General features: G+C 67.7%; 22 protein-coding genes. 20 read left to right on the top strand and 2 right to left on the bottom strand.

Annotation, left to right across the window (positions count from 1 at the left end; genetic code table 11):
- Nucleotides 1-146 precede the first annotated feature (146 nt).
- The gene (locus tag DEI89_RS17440) at nucleotides 147-914 is read right to left on the bottom strand and encodes a hypothetical protein (RefSeq protein WP_146236810.1); all 768 of its coding nucleotides are present in this window, start codon (nucleotides 912-914) and stop codon (nucleotides 147-149) included.
- A 35-nt stretch (nucleotides 915-949) separates the two neighbouring features.
- Here DEI89_RS17440 and DEI89_RS13710 point away from each other — a divergent pair, with 35 nt between their 5' ends.
- From DEI89_RS13710 to DEI89_RS13660, 12 genes are all read left to right on the top strand, one after another.
- Nucleotides 950-1,381 carry a hypothetical protein gene (locus DEI89_RS13710; protein WP_110904620.1) on the top strand — a complete coding sequence of 144 codons (432 nt, stop codon included), beginning with the start codon at nucleotides 950-952 and terminating at the stop codon, nucleotides 1,379-1,381.
- A gap of 116 nt (nucleotides 1,382-1,497) precedes the next feature.
- Complete coding sequence (locus DEI89_RS13705) at nucleotides 1,498-1,980, top strand: hypothetical protein (protein ID WP_110904619.1); 483 nt, start codon at nucleotides 1,498-1,500, stop codon at nucleotides 1,978-1,980.
- Nucleotides 1,981-2,097: 117 nt separating this feature from the next.
- Nucleotides 2,098-2,574: a hypothetical protein gene (locus DEI89_RS13700; protein ID WP_110904618.1), complete on the top strand. Its 477-nt coding sequence runs from the start codon at nucleotides 2,098-2,100 to the stop codon at nucleotides 2,572-2,574.
- A gap of 19 nt (nucleotides 2,575-2,593) precedes the next feature.
- Complete coding sequence (locus tag DEI89_RS13695) at nucleotides 2,594-3,061, top strand: hypothetical protein (RefSeq protein WP_110904617.1); 468 nt, start codon at nucleotides 2,594-2,596, stop codon at nucleotides 3,059-3,061.
- A 112-nt stretch (nucleotides 3,062-3,173) separates the two neighbouring features.
- A complete protein-coding gene (locus DEI89_RS17825; RefSeq protein ID WP_181421669.1) occupies nucleotides 3,174-3,344 on the top strand; it encodes a hypothetical protein in 171 nt (56 codons plus the stop codon).
- Nucleotides 3,345-3,381: 37 nt separating this feature from the next.
- Entirely contained in the window at nucleotides 3,382-3,669 is a 288-nt protein-coding gene (locus tag DEI89_RS17820) for a DUF4258 domain-containing protein (protein ID WP_181421668.1), read from the top strand.
- A 123-nt stretch (nucleotides 3,670-3,792) separates the two neighbouring features.
- Nucleotides 3,793-4,227 (top strand): hypothetical protein, encoded by a 435-nt coding sequence (locus tag DEI89_RS13685; protein WP_110904615.1) that lies wholly within the window; start codon nucleotides 3,793-3,795, stop codon nucleotides 4,225-4,227.
- A 135-nt stretch (nucleotides 4,228-4,362) separates the two neighbouring features.
- Nucleotides 4,363-4,827, top strand: coding sequence for a hypothetical protein (locus DEI89_RS13680; protein WP_110904614.1), 465 nt, complete (start codon nucleotides 4,363-4,365; stop codon nucleotides 4,825-4,827).
- 40 nt (nucleotides 4,828-4,867) lie between these two features.
- The gene (locus DEI89_RS13675; protein WP_110904613.1) at nucleotides 4,868-5,326 is read left to right on the top strand and encodes a hypothetical protein; all 459 of its coding nucleotides are present in this window, start codon (nucleotides 4,868-4,870) and stop codon (nucleotides 5,324-5,326) included.
- Nucleotides 5,326-5,829 (top strand): hypothetical protein, encoded by a 504-nt coding sequence (locus tag DEI89_RS13670; RefSeq protein WP_110904612.1) that lies wholly within the window; start codon nucleotides 5,326-5,328, stop codon nucleotides 5,827-5,829. The genes DEI89_RS13675 and DEI89_RS13670 overlap by 1 nt, the downstream gene beginning before the upstream one ends.
- 73 nt (nucleotides 5,830-5,902) lie before the next feature.
- The gene (locus tag DEI89_RS13665; protein WP_110904611.1) at nucleotides 5,903-6,295 is read left to right on the top strand and encodes a hypothetical protein; all 393 of its coding nucleotides are present in this window, start codon (nucleotides 5,903-5,905) and stop codon (nucleotides 6,293-6,295) included.
- A gap of 55 nt (nucleotides 6,296-6,350) precedes the next feature.
- Nucleotides 6,351-6,560 carry a hypothetical protein gene (locus DEI89_RS13660; protein WP_110904610.1) on the top strand — a complete coding sequence of 70 codons (210 nt, stop codon included), beginning with the start codon at nucleotides 6,351-6,353 and terminating at the stop codon, nucleotides 6,558-6,560.
- Between the two features lie 60 nt (nucleotides 6,561-6,620).
- Here the strand turns inward: DEI89_RS13660 and DEI89_RS17430 are convergent, their stop codons facing one another.
- Nucleotides 6,621-8,402 (bottom strand): hypothetical protein, encoded by a 1,782-nt coding sequence (locus DEI89_RS17430; protein WP_146236808.1) that lies wholly within the window; start codon nucleotides 8,400-8,402, stop codon nucleotides 6,621-6,623.
- A 157-nt stretch (nucleotides 8,403-8,559) separates the two neighbouring features.
- Here DEI89_RS17430 and DEI89_RS13645 point away from each other — a divergent pair, with 157 nt between their 5' ends.
- The 8 genes from DEI89_RS13645 to DEI89_RS13615 all read left to right on the top strand — a co-directional run bounded on the left by DEI89_RS13645 (nucleotide 8,560) and on the right by DEI89_RS13615 (nucleotide 14,072).
- A complete protein-coding gene (locus DEI89_RS13645; protein WP_110904607.1) occupies nucleotides 8,560-9,645 on the top strand; it encodes a phosphatidylserine/phosphatidylglycerophosphate/cardiolipin synthase family protein in 1,086 nt (361 codons plus the stop codon).
- The gene (locus DEI89_RS17815; protein ID WP_181421667.1) at nucleotides 9,642-9,800 is read left to right on the top strand and encodes a hypothetical protein; all 159 of its coding nucleotides are present in this window, start codon (nucleotides 9,642-9,644) and stop codon (nucleotides 9,798-9,800) included. Before DEI89_RS13645 ends, DEI89_RS17815 begins: the two co-directional genes overlap by 4 nt.
- A 16-nt stretch (nucleotides 9,801-9,816) precedes the next feature.
- Complete coding sequence (locus DEI89_RS13640) at nucleotides 9,817-10,272, top strand: hypothetical protein (RefSeq protein ID WP_110904606.1); 456 nt, start codon at nucleotides 9,817-9,819, stop codon at nucleotides 10,270-10,272.
- Between the two features lie 429 nt (nucleotides 10,273-10,701).
- Entirely contained in the window at nucleotides 10,702-11,316 is a 615-nt protein-coding gene (locus tag DEI89_RS13635; RefSeq protein WP_110904605.1) for an RNase H family protein, read from the top strand.
- Nucleotides 11,313-11,936: an RNase H family protein gene (locus tag DEI89_RS13630; RefSeq protein ID WP_181421666.1), complete on the top strand. Its 624-nt coding sequence runs from the start codon at nucleotides 11,313-11,315 to the stop codon at nucleotides 11,934-11,936. Before DEI89_RS13635 ends, DEI89_RS13630 begins: the two co-directional genes overlap by 4 nt.
- A 212-nt stretch (nucleotides 11,937-12,148) precedes the next feature.
- Nucleotides 12,149-12,760: a hypothetical protein gene (locus tag DEI89_RS13625; protein WP_110904603.1), complete on the top strand. Its 612-nt coding sequence runs from the start codon at nucleotides 12,149-12,151 to the stop codon at nucleotides 12,758-12,760.
- Nucleotides 12,757-13,596: a hypothetical protein gene (locus DEI89_RS13620; protein ID WP_110904602.1), complete on the top strand. Its 840-nt coding sequence runs from the start codon at nucleotides 12,757-12,759 to the stop codon at nucleotides 13,594-13,596. The genes DEI89_RS13625 and DEI89_RS13620 overlap by 4 nt, the downstream gene beginning before the upstream one ends.
- Entirely contained in the window at nucleotides 13,593-14,072 is a 480-nt protein-coding gene (locus DEI89_RS13615) for a GNAT family N-acetyltransferase (RefSeq protein WP_110904601.1), read from the top strand. Before DEI89_RS13620 ends, DEI89_RS13615 begins: the two co-directional genes overlap by 4 nt.
- Nucleotides 14,073-14,097 lie beyond the last annotated feature (25 nt).

The raw sequence follows: 14,097 nt of genomic DNA, 5'->3' as shown, positions 1-14,097 counted from the left end.
TTGGGCACGATGGCATCCTTCCAGGCTGCCCTCCCGGGCAAGCCAGATCAGACGTCACCTATCCGTGCAGCAGACCCTACTCCGCACACCGGGTGAAGTCAGGGGAGCCGAACACGGAAAGCCCCGGTCACGTGTGACTTCCGAGGTCATTCCACCGGTGAAGCGGAGGAGAGCGACCGGAACGCTGACACATCTATACCCGAGGCGACGTACCTAGCCCAGGGACCGTCAGGCGTCTCAGGCATCGACCGAGCGAAACCTGCCGTCGTCAGCCGCCTGTCGTCCTCCTGCGTCACCACCGCTGCACCCGCGCGCCGGTGCAGCTCCGCCGCGAACGTCGCCGGCGACCACTCATCCGCACGGGCCAGCAGATCCGACACCAGCAGCACCCGCGGTTCCAGATGCTCGAGCACCAGGCCACCGGACTGCCCGGAACGGACCCGCGCAATCGCCGCAGGCGACCACGGGTACGCGTTCGGGTACTTCGACCTGAGCAGCGGCCGCGGCAACCGAGGCTGCTCCCACAAGAACCACAGCGCCTCCCGCAACACCCGCGCTCGAGCCGCCGGCCGATTCGTCATCCGCGCCAACCCGACCGCGACAGTCAGCAGATGCTCCGCATCGTCGAGGTCCGACGACAGCGCGCGAGGACGTCCAGGCTCAGGCAGCATCAACGCCGACGGTACAGCCCCTCCGCCGCATACCCTGAGCGCATGTCCGGTCTTCACACGCTCACCCGCACCGGTGGCATCATCGCCGCTGTGTCTGGCCTCATCGCCGTCGCCGGCATCGTCCTGATGTTCGCAGGTGGGTTCGACGGCGGCGCGAACATCGGCGCCGGCTTCCTGCTCCTGCTGAGCATGCTGGGCGCAGTCGTTGGCGGGGTGGTCCTCGCCGTCGCCGGCATCCTTCACCTCGTGACCCGCCGCCGGCCGCGCACAACCTCAGCATGACGAACACCACACGCAACAAGGACGCCGGCATCCCCGGCAACGGCGGACAGTTCGCCGGCACGCAGCAGGCTGAAGCTGCCACGGAGCCGCTCCGCGAGTACGTCCCGTCCAAGAACGTCGACGTCCTCGTCGCCGCTTCGCAGGCAGCCCGCGCTCGGGTCGCCGCCGGGAAGCCATCCTGGGGTGAACGGATCCCCGCAAAGGCCATCTGGCAGGACGAGACGACAACCTGGGACCAGAAGCGGGACAAGTTCGTCACCGCGGTGAAGGCGTCGAAGTGGTACGCCGGGCAGGAGGAGTTCTCCGACCTCCGGGACGCCATCGAGGAGCTTGAGGACGCACCCGACGAGGTCGAGATGAAGTACATCCTCGACGGCATCTACGACCAGGCATCCATGGACCGCATCAACCTCTCGTTCGGCCGCTGACCGACCTGCACCCGAAGCCCCGGCTAGCTTGACCGCTCGTCAAGCAAGACGGGGCTTCGCCGTGGACGGAGCACGTGTTTCCACGTCGACCAGTTCGCACCAGGCATAGGCCCAGCATGACCGACGTCACCCTCATCAACCCCGCCCGCCGTTTCGCCGACATCGTCGGCGGCGACAACATCCACCAGAACCGCGACGAGGACGTCCGCACCCTCGACCTCGGCATCGCCGTCCGACAGTTCGCGGGGAAGGCCCCTTCGAACCTCGACCGCGGTGCCGTCATCGCGAAGGTCGCCGCTGTTACCGACCTGCTCCTCGCCCTCGAGCAGCCGCACATCAGCGAGAGCGCGTCCAGCCGTGACCTCCGCCGGCAGTTCGACGACGTGAACGACGAGCTCGAGGACCTGTTCGACGTGTGCTTCTTCGGCAACCACCACGGCACCCCGATGACGGTCACCGTCACCGTCGACCCGGAGAACCCCACCATCCGTGTCCACGTCCTCCACACCGAGCAGGAGGTGGACGGCGGCGCCGTCGACATCGCAGACCGCAGCCTCCGCCTCGCCCTGCAGAAGCGCCTCAACAAGCTCGCCGCCTGACCCCGACCAGCGAACGCCCCGCCACTGTGGCGGGGCGTTCGCGCATCCGTGATTCCACCTGTGTGGGAGCGTCGGCGTACCCTCGAACGTCAACCGACGGCAGTAGGGAGCATCAGGGTGAGCGGGAACGGCGCAGCGTTCGGGCACCAGCATCTGACCGGACAGGCGGCGCTGAACCGCCTCAACGCGGACGTGCAGCAGCTCGCGTACGCCCTCGGACGGCGGGCCCGCGCCGACGAATACGGCGGACGCATCGACGTGAAAGGCCTCGCGCAGCTGGCCCTGTCGGTCACCGCGGCCGCGGTCATCGAGTTCGACGGACAGCTCATCACCGACCGAACCGCGAATCACTTCCCCGAGGTCGCCGGCCTACCCGCGGATGGCTGGGCGGCAGTTGTTCGCGCGAGGGTGCCAGCCGGGGTGGCGGACCTCAGCGTCATGGTGAACCCCGCCGACCCGATGCCGACTCTCCGCCACACCGCGACCGAGGTGGAACGCGCCGGCGAGCTCGGCGCCGCCCTCGACCAGTTCAACGTCATCTTCACCGCAGCGATGCAACCCGCGCTCGCCAGCACCCGCGCCACCCCGCTGTAACCACCGGCATAGGGTCGGCATGACCCTCGAACACCCCGACCTTGACCAGGCAATCGACGCTGCGCGCACCCTCGACGACAGCGCGGACTATCAGCAGCACCTCGCGGTCTTGCGTGCCATCTTCGCGTCGCTGCTGCACACGACGGAGTACAAGGCCGACTACGTCGATGCCGCCGCTGTGTCGGGTGAACGCCCCGACCGCCTCCTCGGGCGTCTGTTCACCGGAGGGATCCGCCTGCGCCTGCACGGCAACTCGCACATCCTCGTCTCAGCGGTCATCGAGACACCGGGGGAGTTCCGCATCAACGTGAACACGACCGAGCGCACGCAGACCGCCTGTCAGCAGTTCGAACAGGTCGCCCCGTACATCGCAGGCGTCATCCAGGGCGCCATGGCAACCGACCCCCGTCCAGCACCCGCAGTCGGCGTAACGGTCGCAGCAGTCACACCCGGTTTGATGGTCTTGCACCGGTGGCACGGCCGGTGAACAAGACCGTCAAACGGCGACTAACGGGGGAGCGCGTGCTGGAGTTCAGGAAGGTCCGCAGTCGGAAGGTCGCGCTCAGCCTGTTCCTTGTCGGACCCGACCCCTGTACGAGGTGCGGGACGCTGGCGGCACGCTCACCGTTCCGGCTGCCGACCTCCGGGAGACGCTCGGCATCTCCGGCCGCGGCTACCAGGAGATGCACGAGACCGCCGACCGGCTGCACGCCAGCCATGACCCGGGCTGGGTGCAGCTGCCGTACGGCGGTGTTGTCCACGACGCCTGACACCCGGCTCGCCGTGATGGTCCCGCATAGCGGTGGCATGACCACGAATCTGGAGCCGCAGCTTCTCATCAGCGCACACGCCCACCAGCGCATGAAGGAGATGGGGGTCTCCGAAGCGGAAGTGCGCTCAGCAGTCGCTTTCCCGATGGGGGAGGGTTACTCGTCGTTCCACCGGTCCCACATCTACAACGGCCGTCGCATCGCGGTCTGTGTCGCTAACGAGCCCGGCGCCGACGAGCAGTTCGTGAAGACCATCTTCTGGTCTGACCTCGACGCTGCGGCCTTCCTCGCACCGGACCGCGTGCAGCACCTCACGGCAGCATGACCCGCGCGACACGCCCGAGATGCGAGCATCCCGGAGAGGCTGCTTCCCCGGAAACACGCGGAAGTAGCCGCTCGCATACCCGCTAGCTCCCACCCGGTCGGAAGGTCACGGCATAGGGCTGGCATGACGACGAACACCGGCGTGACCGCCACTTACAACCTCTCCCGCTTCGACCTCGAACTCCAGCTCGACACCCTCCGCCGGAACCTCACCGCAGCCGACGCCGAAGTGCTCCGCATGACTACGGAACTCATCGACTTCACCGACACGTTCCTCGACGCGACGTACACGTCCGGCCTCCACGCCGTCCCCATCCACCGCCTCGGCGAAGCGTTCGGGGAACCGTTCGCCGTCCGCGCCCTCGGTCACATCGACGACGACATCATCGCCATCACCGCGTTCGTCAACCCCAACACCGACGAGCCCCGCCTGTCCTGGGACATCGACCTCGACGACACCACCGCCGACGAAGCCACCATCCGCCGCGTCCGCACCTGCATCTACGACGCCGTCCGCACCGCCGCGCTCCTCGACCAGCGCACCGCACTCAACGCGTAACTGCACCACCGCCGACACGCCCGGCAACCAGACATCGCCGCAAGGCCAACCGACACCGCTCCATTTGGAGCTCACCGACACCGCACCCACGGGTGCGGTCACAGACACCGCGCCAGATCCGCGCATAGGAGCACCATGACCGACCAGACCGTTCCCAAGGCACAGCCGGCAGCCACCCGCTCTCAGTGGGATTCTCCGCTTTGGGACTTCATCCTCGGCGCCGGGATCCTCATCTTCGCCGCGTCGTTCGTGCCGGTCTTCTCGTCGGAGTCAGTCGTCGCGTTGTCGTACTTCGGCCCCGCGCTCATGATCCTCGCTGTCGGGCTCAACGTCGTCAGCGCGGTCGTGACCGTTCGCCGGCAGGTTGCAGATGGGTCGTTCGAGTCGGACGAGAACAAGGCTCGGGACGAGAAGGCGATGAAAAGGATGAAGTCACCGGTGAAGTTCGCGTTCTTCGTCTCCGTGTTCGTTGCCATCATCGCCGCCAACCACACGCACAGCCAGGCTGGCGTCGTCGCTCACTGGGTCGCCGCGGCACTACTGACCGTCGACGGGCTCACGGCCTTCATCACCCGCCTCCGCAACTGGCACACCCGCTGACCAGCTGGCCACTCATCCGCTTCGACTGACAGGACCACCGTTGACCAATTCACACGTCGGCGACGACATTGCCGCCGCCGTCGCCGCTGACTCCCTCCGCCTCCACGAGCAGCTCCGCCGATTCGCTGCCGCCGGACGGTCCGCCGGCACGTTCGAACCGCAGCGGGTCATCAGCGCGCTCGAATCGGTCATCGACGCGCTGCTGGAAGACGACGCCGACGCGTACATCGGCGCCGCCGACCGCCTGGACCTCCGCGTCTCCTTGCACCTCTCGACCGTCCGGTACAACCTCCCCTACGGGTACTGCGTCAACGTCGACGTGATGGTCGTCGCGGACCACGACGACCCGAAGGTCCGCGTCGGCCTCACGTACGGCGAAGACGAGAACATGTTCGACGACAACGACATGAGCGGGCACGCAGCCTCGAAGTCCGCCCTCACCGCTGTCCGGGCCGCCGCAGAGCGCGGCGGCTTCACCGACCTGGTGGTGTTCGTCTGATGGCCGCCACGTTCGCTGACCGCGCCGCTGCCGGCGGGTTCACCGCGTTCCGCGCGGACCTCGCCCGTGGGGAACGCTCGCTGGCGCTGCTGCTGAGTCAGCGGGCTCGACGCGGCCACTTCACCCACCACGAGCCGTACCGGCCGGAGCAGCGGATGCCCGTCAAGGTCGCCGCTCTGTTCGACGCGATGCACGCCGCCGGGTTCACCCGCTTCAAGGGCACCGTGGACCTGCCGCCGATGACGAACAGGGACCTGGTCGGAACCGCACCGTTCACCGCCAGCAGCCTCATCGAGTACCGCGGAGACGCCGTCGAGTTCTTCGTCGTCGTCAACCCCCTCGCCGACCTGCCGCACCTCTGGTGGGGACTCACCAACGACTCTGCGCACACCACCGCGGACCAGACAACCGCGGAAGAACTCCGTGACATCATCGCCGCCGAGTTCGACTACCGCGTCCAGCGGCCTGCTGCAGCGGTCGCGCTCGATGGCGCGGCAGCCTGACCACCGCCGCATTGCCGCATGACCCTGCCGCGACCGCTCAAATCACGCCGCCGCTCGCGGCCGGAAGGAACCCATGCTCACCCTGAACCGCACGCCCCGTCTCCCGCTCATCGCCGTAGCGGCGGCAGCCGTGGTCGTCCTGCTCCTGCTGACTCTCACCGGCTGCTCGAGCAGCACCGACAAGTACGCCGGGTCCTACGTCGGGTCGTCCGGCGCCACGACGCTGCTGCTTTCCTCCGACAGCACCGCCGCGTACACGCAGGGCCACCCGGGCACGCAGCGCTCCGACGACACCGCGACGACGACCTGGGAGCTGAAGGACGGCGTCATCACGGTGAAGGAGAACGACGTCCTCGACTACGACATCGTCGCGAAGGTCGACCCGAACTCGACGTCGCTGCTGTTCCAGGGGCCGGACAGCTCCAGCTGGACCGACGAGATCTTCACGAAAACTGCCACGTCGTAGTTCTCCGCGCACCCGGAGAATCGTCAGCACGCTCATCGACCAGGAAGAAGCCATCGTGGCAGAGCGGCAGCGCATTGAAGTCGGCCAGGTCTGGCGGCGCAAGCCCGCCGGGTTCCTCTACAAGGTTGAGGAGGTCACCGGCGGCGCTGGCAGCAACATCAAGCTGGAGAACCTCCACGACCATCGCACCTCCTGGATCAGTAAAGCTGGCCTTCGCACCAAGTTCGAACTCATCGAGCACCCCACGGACACCGCAGCCGCGTAGGCCGCAAGACACCGAGAACGCCCCGACCACACAGTGGCCGGGGCGTTCTTTGGTGCGCTGCTACTCGACGGTGACGCCGACGGAGTAGGACGACTTGCCCTCCCCAGCGGCGTTCCTCGGCGTGATGTAGACGAACCCATCGCCGGCGGGGACGCCTGTGAGGGTCAGCGGGCTGGTGGTGCCCGTGACCTCGGTGTGGCTGTCGGAGAGGGTGTAGCTGGTGGGGAGTCCGCCGTTGTTCGCTGACGGGGTGAATGACACGGTGACTGTTCCGGGGCCGGAAGTCACAGCGGTAATGGTCGGTCGGCCCGGCGCCATCACCGTGACGGGTGCGGTTCCGAACCGGACGGTGGCCGGCTTGCTGACGTTCCCGGCAGCATCAACGCTGAACAGCAGCACCGTGTACTGCTGCCCAGAAGGAACGGACGGGACTGTTGCGGTCGTACCGGAGACGGTCAGCGGTGTCCCGCTCTGCGCAGTAGCACCTGCGCCGGTGCCCTGCACGAGCCGTGCGACGACGGACTTCGCGTCTTTCGAGGCGGAGGCCTTCCAGGTGACCTTCCGCGGCGTGGTCGCGGACACCTTCGCCGCGGTCGGCGCCGCGGGCGCGGTGACGTCGGACCGGGCCTGCCACTTCAGCGTCCCCGTCTGCGGAATCTTGTCGAAGCAGTACTGGGTGAAGGACATGTCGACCGTGTCCGGAAGGCCGGTGGCTGGGTCGTTCAGGAACTGCTTCACCGTTTCGGTGCCGGTGGTGTTGCAGCCGCTGGAGTTGACGGTGGTGAGGACTTCGTAGTCTCCGGCGGCCGAGGTCGAAGTGGTTTTCCTGGTGCCCACCGCGAGTGGCTTTCGGTAGGGACCTTCGACGTGGACACTGATGGCGCTGCCGGAGCCGTCGAGTCGGTCAGCGTTGAACGTCCAGCCGTAACCGTCTTCGGTGACGAGCATGGCGGTGTTCGAGCTGTTGACGCTCGTCGTCTTGCCTTTGTTGACAATGTCCTTGCCGGACGACGTGATGCTGGTCGTGCCGAGGTACGCCGACCCGGTCAACGGCACCGTCGTGGCTTTCGAGCCGATTTTCATTGCAACCGCTGCAGTCAGAGGACCAGCGGCTTTTGGCGCGAACCCCACCCTGAAGGTGCATGCCGCCCCGGCAGCGAGGGTCGTGCGGCAGGTGTTGCTCCTGACGGAGAACGACGAAGCGTTGATGCCGGTGACCGTGGGTGCTCCGAGAGGAACCGTGGTCGTCCCTGTGTTGTGCACTGTCTCGACCTGCTCCGCGTTCTTCGCTAGGCCGATGAACGTCTTCTTGAAGGAAAAGCTCTTCGCTCCGAGGAGGACGGAGCCGGCCGCGTCTTCTCCGAAGCGGAACTCGCCAATGCCGGGTACGAGCGCATCGAAACGGGTAATGGTGCCGTTGGTTGGGTTTGAGGCAACGTCGAGGATTTCGAGCGCGCCGTAGACGTCGTCGCCGTTGATTTCTAGCGTCGGGACCACCGCGTAATCGGCTTGCTGAGAGCCGACGAGTCGGTACGAGCCAGCGGCGAGGGGTTTCCCGTCGGGCGGTGTCAGGGTGAATGACGCGGTCGACTTCGGGGAGATCGTCATCCGCGCGTCGATGCCGTGAGTGGTGTCAGCGACGAAGCGCTGCACGTTTGTACCGTCGGCGAACAGCGGCGCCCCGCGGTCTGCGAGGCTCGGCGAGAGAATCTGCAGCACCCCACCGGTCCCAATCGGTGTCGGTGCTGCAGCTGACGCTGCTTGCATGTCCGTGAGCCCCAGACCAGTGGCGGTAAGAAGTGCGGCAGCTGCCATCGCTGCCGCGCGGGTGAAGCGCTGCATGTGTCGTCCGTTCTGATCCCCAAGTCAGCCCCAACCCGGGATGACCACCCTGACGCTACCCGTGCTTCCGCTGTTTGGGTCCCCTAATGCGAGGACATGCACGGCTCGGCGCTGATCCGCGCATAGGGCCGGTGTGAAGCAGAACCGTCGCAAACGCGTGAAGCCAGCCTCCATCGTTGTCGCCCTCGTCCTCGGCGCGACGCTCGCGACGTTCACTGGTCGGCACTTCGACGTCTTCGGGGTGGACCTACCTCTGCCGCACGTCGCCCTGCCGTCGGCAGCGGGGGAGATGCCTTCGTCGTCTGCTCCGACAGTCGCACCGGTCGCCACGGACGAGGGCACGTACACGCTGGTGCAGGAGCCGGAGGCTGGCTACCAGTTCGTCTACGACCTGTTCGACGAGGCGAAGACAAGCATCGACGTCGTCATCTACCAACTCGCCGACGACACCGCCGTGGACCACCTCGTCGCCGCGCACGACCGTGGGGTGGCGGTCCGCGTCATCCTCGACAAGGCGTGGCACGGCCAGCAGGTGAACCAGCCCGCGTACGACCAGCTGACCGCCGCCGGCGTTGACGTCCACTGGGCTGCGCCGGGCATCATCACCCACCAGAAGACCATCGTCATCGACGGTGCCACCGCCGCCGTCGGCACGGGGAACCTGACCGCGAAGTACTACGGCAACACCCGCGACGCGTGGGTCATCGACCGGAACCCGGCACACGTCGCCGCCATCACCGCCACGTTCACCGCCGACCTCGCCTCCCCGGACCGACCCGGCGAAGCGACCACCACGGACGGTCTCCTGTGGTCCCCGGACGCTGAGGATGAGTTCGCCGCCACCATCGACGCGGCCACCATGTCGGTGGACTTTCAGGGGCAGGAGCTGAAGGACACGAAGGTCGTCGAAGCGCTCGAGCACGCCGCCCAGCGCGGCGTCACCTGCCGGGTGCTGATGACCCGGAACAGCGACTGGTACGCCTCCTACCGGGTGGTCACCGACGCCGGCTGCCAGGTCCGCGTCCTCCCCGACGGTGTCTCCGCCCTCTACATCCACGAGAAGACCCTCGTGACCGACTCCGACGACCTCATCATCGGCTCCCAGAACGCCGGCTACTACTCCCTCACCCGCAACCGGGAACTGTCGCTGCACCTCACCGACACCGACGCGAAGCCGCTCATCGACGCCGTCGAGCAGACATACGCCGGCGACTACGCCGCCGCAGAAGCGTGGACGCCGTGACACTGCTGCACCTCATCGTCGGCATCGTCCCCGTCCTCGTCGGCGGAGTCCTGCTCCGCATCGACTGCCGCCGTCACCAGGAACGCCCCACCGTCATCGCCATCGTCTGCATCATCGCCGGATTCGTCATCCTCGGCACCACCCCAACCCGTTGAACGAAGGAGCACCACCATGTCCGACACCCTCCTCAACCGCCACGACGCGTTCGTGTCCGCCCGAGCACTCCGCACCGTCGTCGACGACTGGGCCCGCGACCCGGAGGCGTTCGGCGACAGCGACAAGGACGCTCGCAACGAGCTCCGCGACCGCGCGGACCGGTACGTCCGCGAAGCACCGGTCGTGCACGCCGGCGACATCGACCCGCTGCACATCACGGCACTGCTCGCCGACGCTGCGAAGTACACACAGCCGTCGGAGCACATGCCGAAGGACACCCTGAACTACGAACTGGTCCGCAAGCTCGCCGCCACCATCAACGCACTCACCGGCCGGTACGACACCGCCCCCGCCATCGTCGTCCCCGTCCAACTCATCGACGACGTGATGGGCTCCGCCGACAGCGTCAGCGACCCCGACGACCCCATCGAACTGCTGTACGCACTCGCACACCCAGAGCAGGACGACTGACCGTACGCCGGCAGGGTGACACTCACCGCCCTCGACCACTGCAGCGAGAACCTCTGTCCTTGGCGTCGGTTCAACCCTTTGATTCCGCGGAACCTGCTCTGCCAGCCCGAACCCAAGATGCGACTGTTGTTTGGCTGACGTGAATCGCCTCACCGATTTTCGTCGTCGTGAGCCCAAGCTCACTCGCCTCGAACGAGAGCTCGATTCTGCGGCGGGTGGACGCCTGGATCTGCAAGTGCTCATCGCGAAGCGCTTCGAGGACTGCTGCAGCTCGCTCAGTGTCCTTCACGACCTTCCTCGGGGCCCTGGTCTCGCGCGCTGCCGGTTCCACCATGAGTTCAGCATGTCAGTTACGTCACAAGCGTGACGGCTCGCATCAGCCGAGGTGACCGCACCGGCCTCGGTGGGTGGCCCGCGCATAGCTCCACCATGCCCGGCACTCTCATCCTCACTGCGACCGACGGCTCGTTGAACGCCACGACCGGTGTCGCCGGGTTCGCTTGGGCGACCACCGACGGTGACTGGGGTGCGGCGTGCGCGTGGCCGCCATCGGACAACATCACTGTCGCCGAAGCACTCGCCGTCCTCACCGCAGTCACAACCGCACCCACAGACGTCCCGTTGCACATCGTCACCGACTCGCAGGCGACACTCGAGCAGCTTCGCATGGCCGCCGCCGGCACCAACCGCCGGGACAGCCGTCCCGCACGAACCGCCGACCAGACCGTCACTGCCGCCCGAGCCCGCACTGCCGCGACGGTCGTCCACTGGGTGCGCGGACACGCGCAGGCCGCCGGTGTCACCGTCCTCCACCGGCAGGTGGACGGCGCCGCCCGCCGCGCCGCACGCCGAGTGTCAGCCGACCCCGCCTGGTCCGACCGCACCACCCCGCACATCACCGCGGCAGCAGCCGTCGCGGTCGCGAGCCGCGGCACCGGCGCCTGCCCGTGCGGATGGGCCGAACCGACCACCAGTGCGGGGGAGCCGTACCCGTCGGACCCGGCAACGTGGACGCTTCGCCTGCACCCCGGGAGCGTGTCGTGACGAAGTCGAAACCGGTGGTCGTCATCGCCACCGACGCGTCCGTCCGTGACGGGAAGGCGTCCGTCGCCTGGGTGACCCGCCGGAACGAGTACGCGACCGCGTCACTCTGGCCGGCCTCGAACGACACCGACACTGCGGAAGCGACCGCCGTCGTCCTCGCGTTGCAGGCCGCGGACCCGACCCGCGGCGCGCACATGATCACCGACAGCCTCATGACGGTGACAGCCCTCCGCCGGACGGCCGCACATCGCTACCCGGACGGTGTGAAGCAGCACCTCGACGTCGTGAACACCATCCTCGACATCGCCAGCGCTCGCCGAGCACCGACATGGGTGCACTGGCAGCGTGCACACACGGGCGGCGAAGGCACCGCGGCCCTCCAGCACGCTGCGGACCGTCTCGCCGCCCACGCAGCCCGCGGCAGCCTCCTCGCACTGACCGGCGAGCCCGCTGACGGCTTCGCTGCCAACGCGCGCTCCCGGTGGGAGACGTCGCCGACGAGCAGCTGCACCTGCAAGTGGCGTGCGCCCGCTGACAGCGACGCGGACCGCTTCACCGTGCACCTCCGGCCGGCGAAGCTGAAGCACACACCAACGACCCGCAGCCCGTTCGACGCATAGAGCAGCCACGACAGGAAGGACCGCCGGCATGTTCTGCATCGCAGGACACAGGGGATGGGACCGCACCAACCGGAACGGCCGCCGCTCCGGAGTTCGACGCTCCCGTTGGATGCGGAACCTCACCATCCGCGGCACCCGTTCCACCGGTCGCAGAACAGAACACAACGACGGCCGAGCCCGCCCCTCGGACAACTGGTGAAGGACACCACCACATGACCCACCCTCGCGTCGACCTCGACGAGGTCCTCGACAGGTACCTGCGCCACTTCGGTGCGCTTCCGCCGACGTCGCCGCGAATCCGCGAACGCCCCGACGAGTGGGTGCGGTTCCACTCGTTCCGAAGTCTGCAACGGTACCCACACGACGCCGCCGACCGGGAGCAGCTTCTCCGCCGGCACGAACGGGTCATCCGTACCCTCCGCAGCAGGTTCGGCGGTGGCCGGCTCATCGGTCTCGCCGTCGGCGTCGCACCGTGGCAGGGCGTCACCGCGGACGGGCAGCCGGTGACTGTGCACCATGTGCCCGACGTCCTCCCCGGCCTCCGCCACATGTTCAATACGTTCGACCATCCGTACGAAAACGCCAGCGGCACCTTCGGGGAGCTCTACGCCACCGACCAGCTGACGATGCGCCGCCTCCGCCGGGAACTACTGCGGCAGACGCTGGTCCTCGACTCCGACATCGCCGTCATCGACGAGACCGCCCGCTGGGTGTACGCACCGTACGACGGCGGCGCCGACGTCCTCCTCACCAGCAGCCGCGACCGCGACCTGCTCCACCGCCAGCACACCCACTGGCTCTCACCCCTGAGGAGCGGACTGTGACCGACTACGCAGAGCTCGACCGTCAGTGGTCCCGCATGTGGGGACGAGCGTTCCCCGACGTGAACGACCTGGCAGCCTTCTACCCCGAACGGCAGCTCACCACCAACGCACCGTTCGCTGACGTGCTCGCAGCTGTCGGCGCCGGACCCGACCTCGTCGCGTTCACCACCATCTGGGCTCACCCGCAGGCTCGCGGGGAGGAGCCAGCGCCGCCACTGGACACGCTCGACCGGTGGGAGCACACCGGCACGGAGCGGAACGCCCGCGGTCTCGCCGACTCGTTCGACGCCCACTTCTGGGTGACCACCGAAGTCTCGCGGAGTTCCCTGCCGCGCATCGCCGCCGCCTGCGACGAAGTCATCATCACCGACCACACCTGCTCCTGGGCGCTCGCTCCACTGCACGCCGACTCAGAACTGTTCATCGCAGCGAACCTCCGCGACGGCATTGCAGATGAACTGGGCGGCGTCACCCCGCCGCCGCTCGCACCGGCGACGCTCCTACCTGCGTCCGAACGTCAGGCGGCCGGCGCTCCCGCGACGCTCATCCCCGCATCCGAACGTCAGCCCGCCGGCGCCCCGGGACGACTGGACCCCGATGCCGTTCACCCGGCCCCGGGCGCTCCGACGATGATGCGGACTCGCGACAAGCGCGGCGGCATCGACGTCACCACCGTGCTCGACGGTCCCCGCGTGACCCTGCCGGCGGCAGTGTTCAAGCAGGCGCCGCACTACGATCTGTGCGAGTCAGCGCGCGGGTTCAACGGGTTGGACGGCGACCCAGGCCCCTGCGACTGCTGGAAGTCGTACGCCCGACCCGTGGAAGAGCAGTCGTGAAACCGGTCGTCTCCTACTTGACCGAAGACCGCCACCCCGCTGCTGTCCGGACGCTGCTGAACCGACAGGCGCACATGTTCGGCGGAGAGAGCACCATCGCGGCCTACGCCGAAGACGCCGGCAACCCTGCATTCGACAGCCTCATCGTCACCCGCGACAACCGCACCCGCGGCGTCATCCTCACCCGCCGACGATTCCCGGAAACCGTCGAGGTGCATCTCCTCGTCGTCGATGACACCGTCCACCGCTCCGGCATCGGCTCGTTCCTCCTCCAGGAAGCAGCCGACCGAGCACGGGGCGCCGGCGCGAAGATGCTCACCGTCCGTGTCCTCGGCGAAGGTCGAGGCCACCGCGGCTGGGTCGGCGTCCGCGCGTTCTACGAAGCGAACGGGTTCATCCCACTCGACGACACAGGCCCGACCGTCCTCCTCGCCAAGCACCTCCCCGACGTCGAGGACTGGGAAGACAGCGAGTAGGCGACGTCCGCGGATACCGACAGTG

This window comes from Curtobacterium sp. MCBD17_030 (assembly GCF_003224255.1).
In the GTDB taxonomy this organism is placed as follows: domain Bacteria; phylum Actinomycetota; class Actinomycetes; order Actinomycetales; family Microbacteriaceae; genus Curtobacterium.
This window is presented reverse-complemented; position numbering and strand designations above follow the sequence as displayed.

Coding starts and splice junctions, on each gene's coding strand:
- DEI89_RS13710 (WP_110904620.1), top strand. CDS start 950: ATGACGAACACCACACGCAACAAGGACGCCGGCATCCCCGGCAACGGC.
- DEI89_RS13705 (WP_110904619.1), top strand. CDS start 1,498: ATGACCGACGTCACCCTCATCAACCCCGCCCGCCGTTTCGCCGACATC.
- DEI89_RS13695 (WP_110904617.1), top strand. CDS start 2,594: ATGACCCTCGAACACCCCGACCTTGACCAGGCAATCGACGCTGCGCGC.
- DEI89_RS17820 (WP_181421668.1), top strand. CDS start 3,382: ATGACCACGAATCTGGAGCCGCAGCTTCTCATCAGCGCACACGCCCAC.
- DEI89_RS13685 (WP_110904615.1), top strand. CDS start 3,793: ATGACGACGAACACCGGCGTGACCGCCACTTACAACCTCTCCCGCTTC.
- DEI89_RS13680 (WP_110904614.1), top strand. CDS start 4,363: ATGACCGACCAGACCGTTCCCAAGGCACAGCCGGCAGCCACCCGCTCT.
- DEI89_RS13670 (WP_110904612.1), top strand. CDS start 5,326: ATGGCCGCCACGTTCGCTGACCGCGCCGCTGCCGGCGGGTTCACCGCG.
- DEI89_RS13665 (WP_110904611.1), top strand. CDS start 5,903: ATGCTCACCCTGAACCGCACGCCCCGTCTCCCGCTCATCGCCGTAGCG.
- DEI89_RS17430 (WP_146236808.1), bottom strand. CDS start 8,402: ATGCAGCGCTTCACCCGCGCGGCAGCGATGGCAGCTGCCGCACTTCTT.
- DEI89_RS13640 (WP_110904606.1), top strand. CDS start 9,817: ATGTCCGACACCCTCCTCAACCGCCACGACGCGTTCGTGTCCGCCCGA.
- DEI89_RS13635 (WP_110904605.1), top strand. CDS start 10,702: ATGCCCGGCACTCTCATCCTCACTGCGACCGACGGCTCGTTGAACGCC.
- DEI89_RS13625 (WP_110904603.1), top strand. CDS start 12,149: ATGACCCACCCTCGCGTCGACCTCGACGAGGTCCTCGACAGGTACCTG.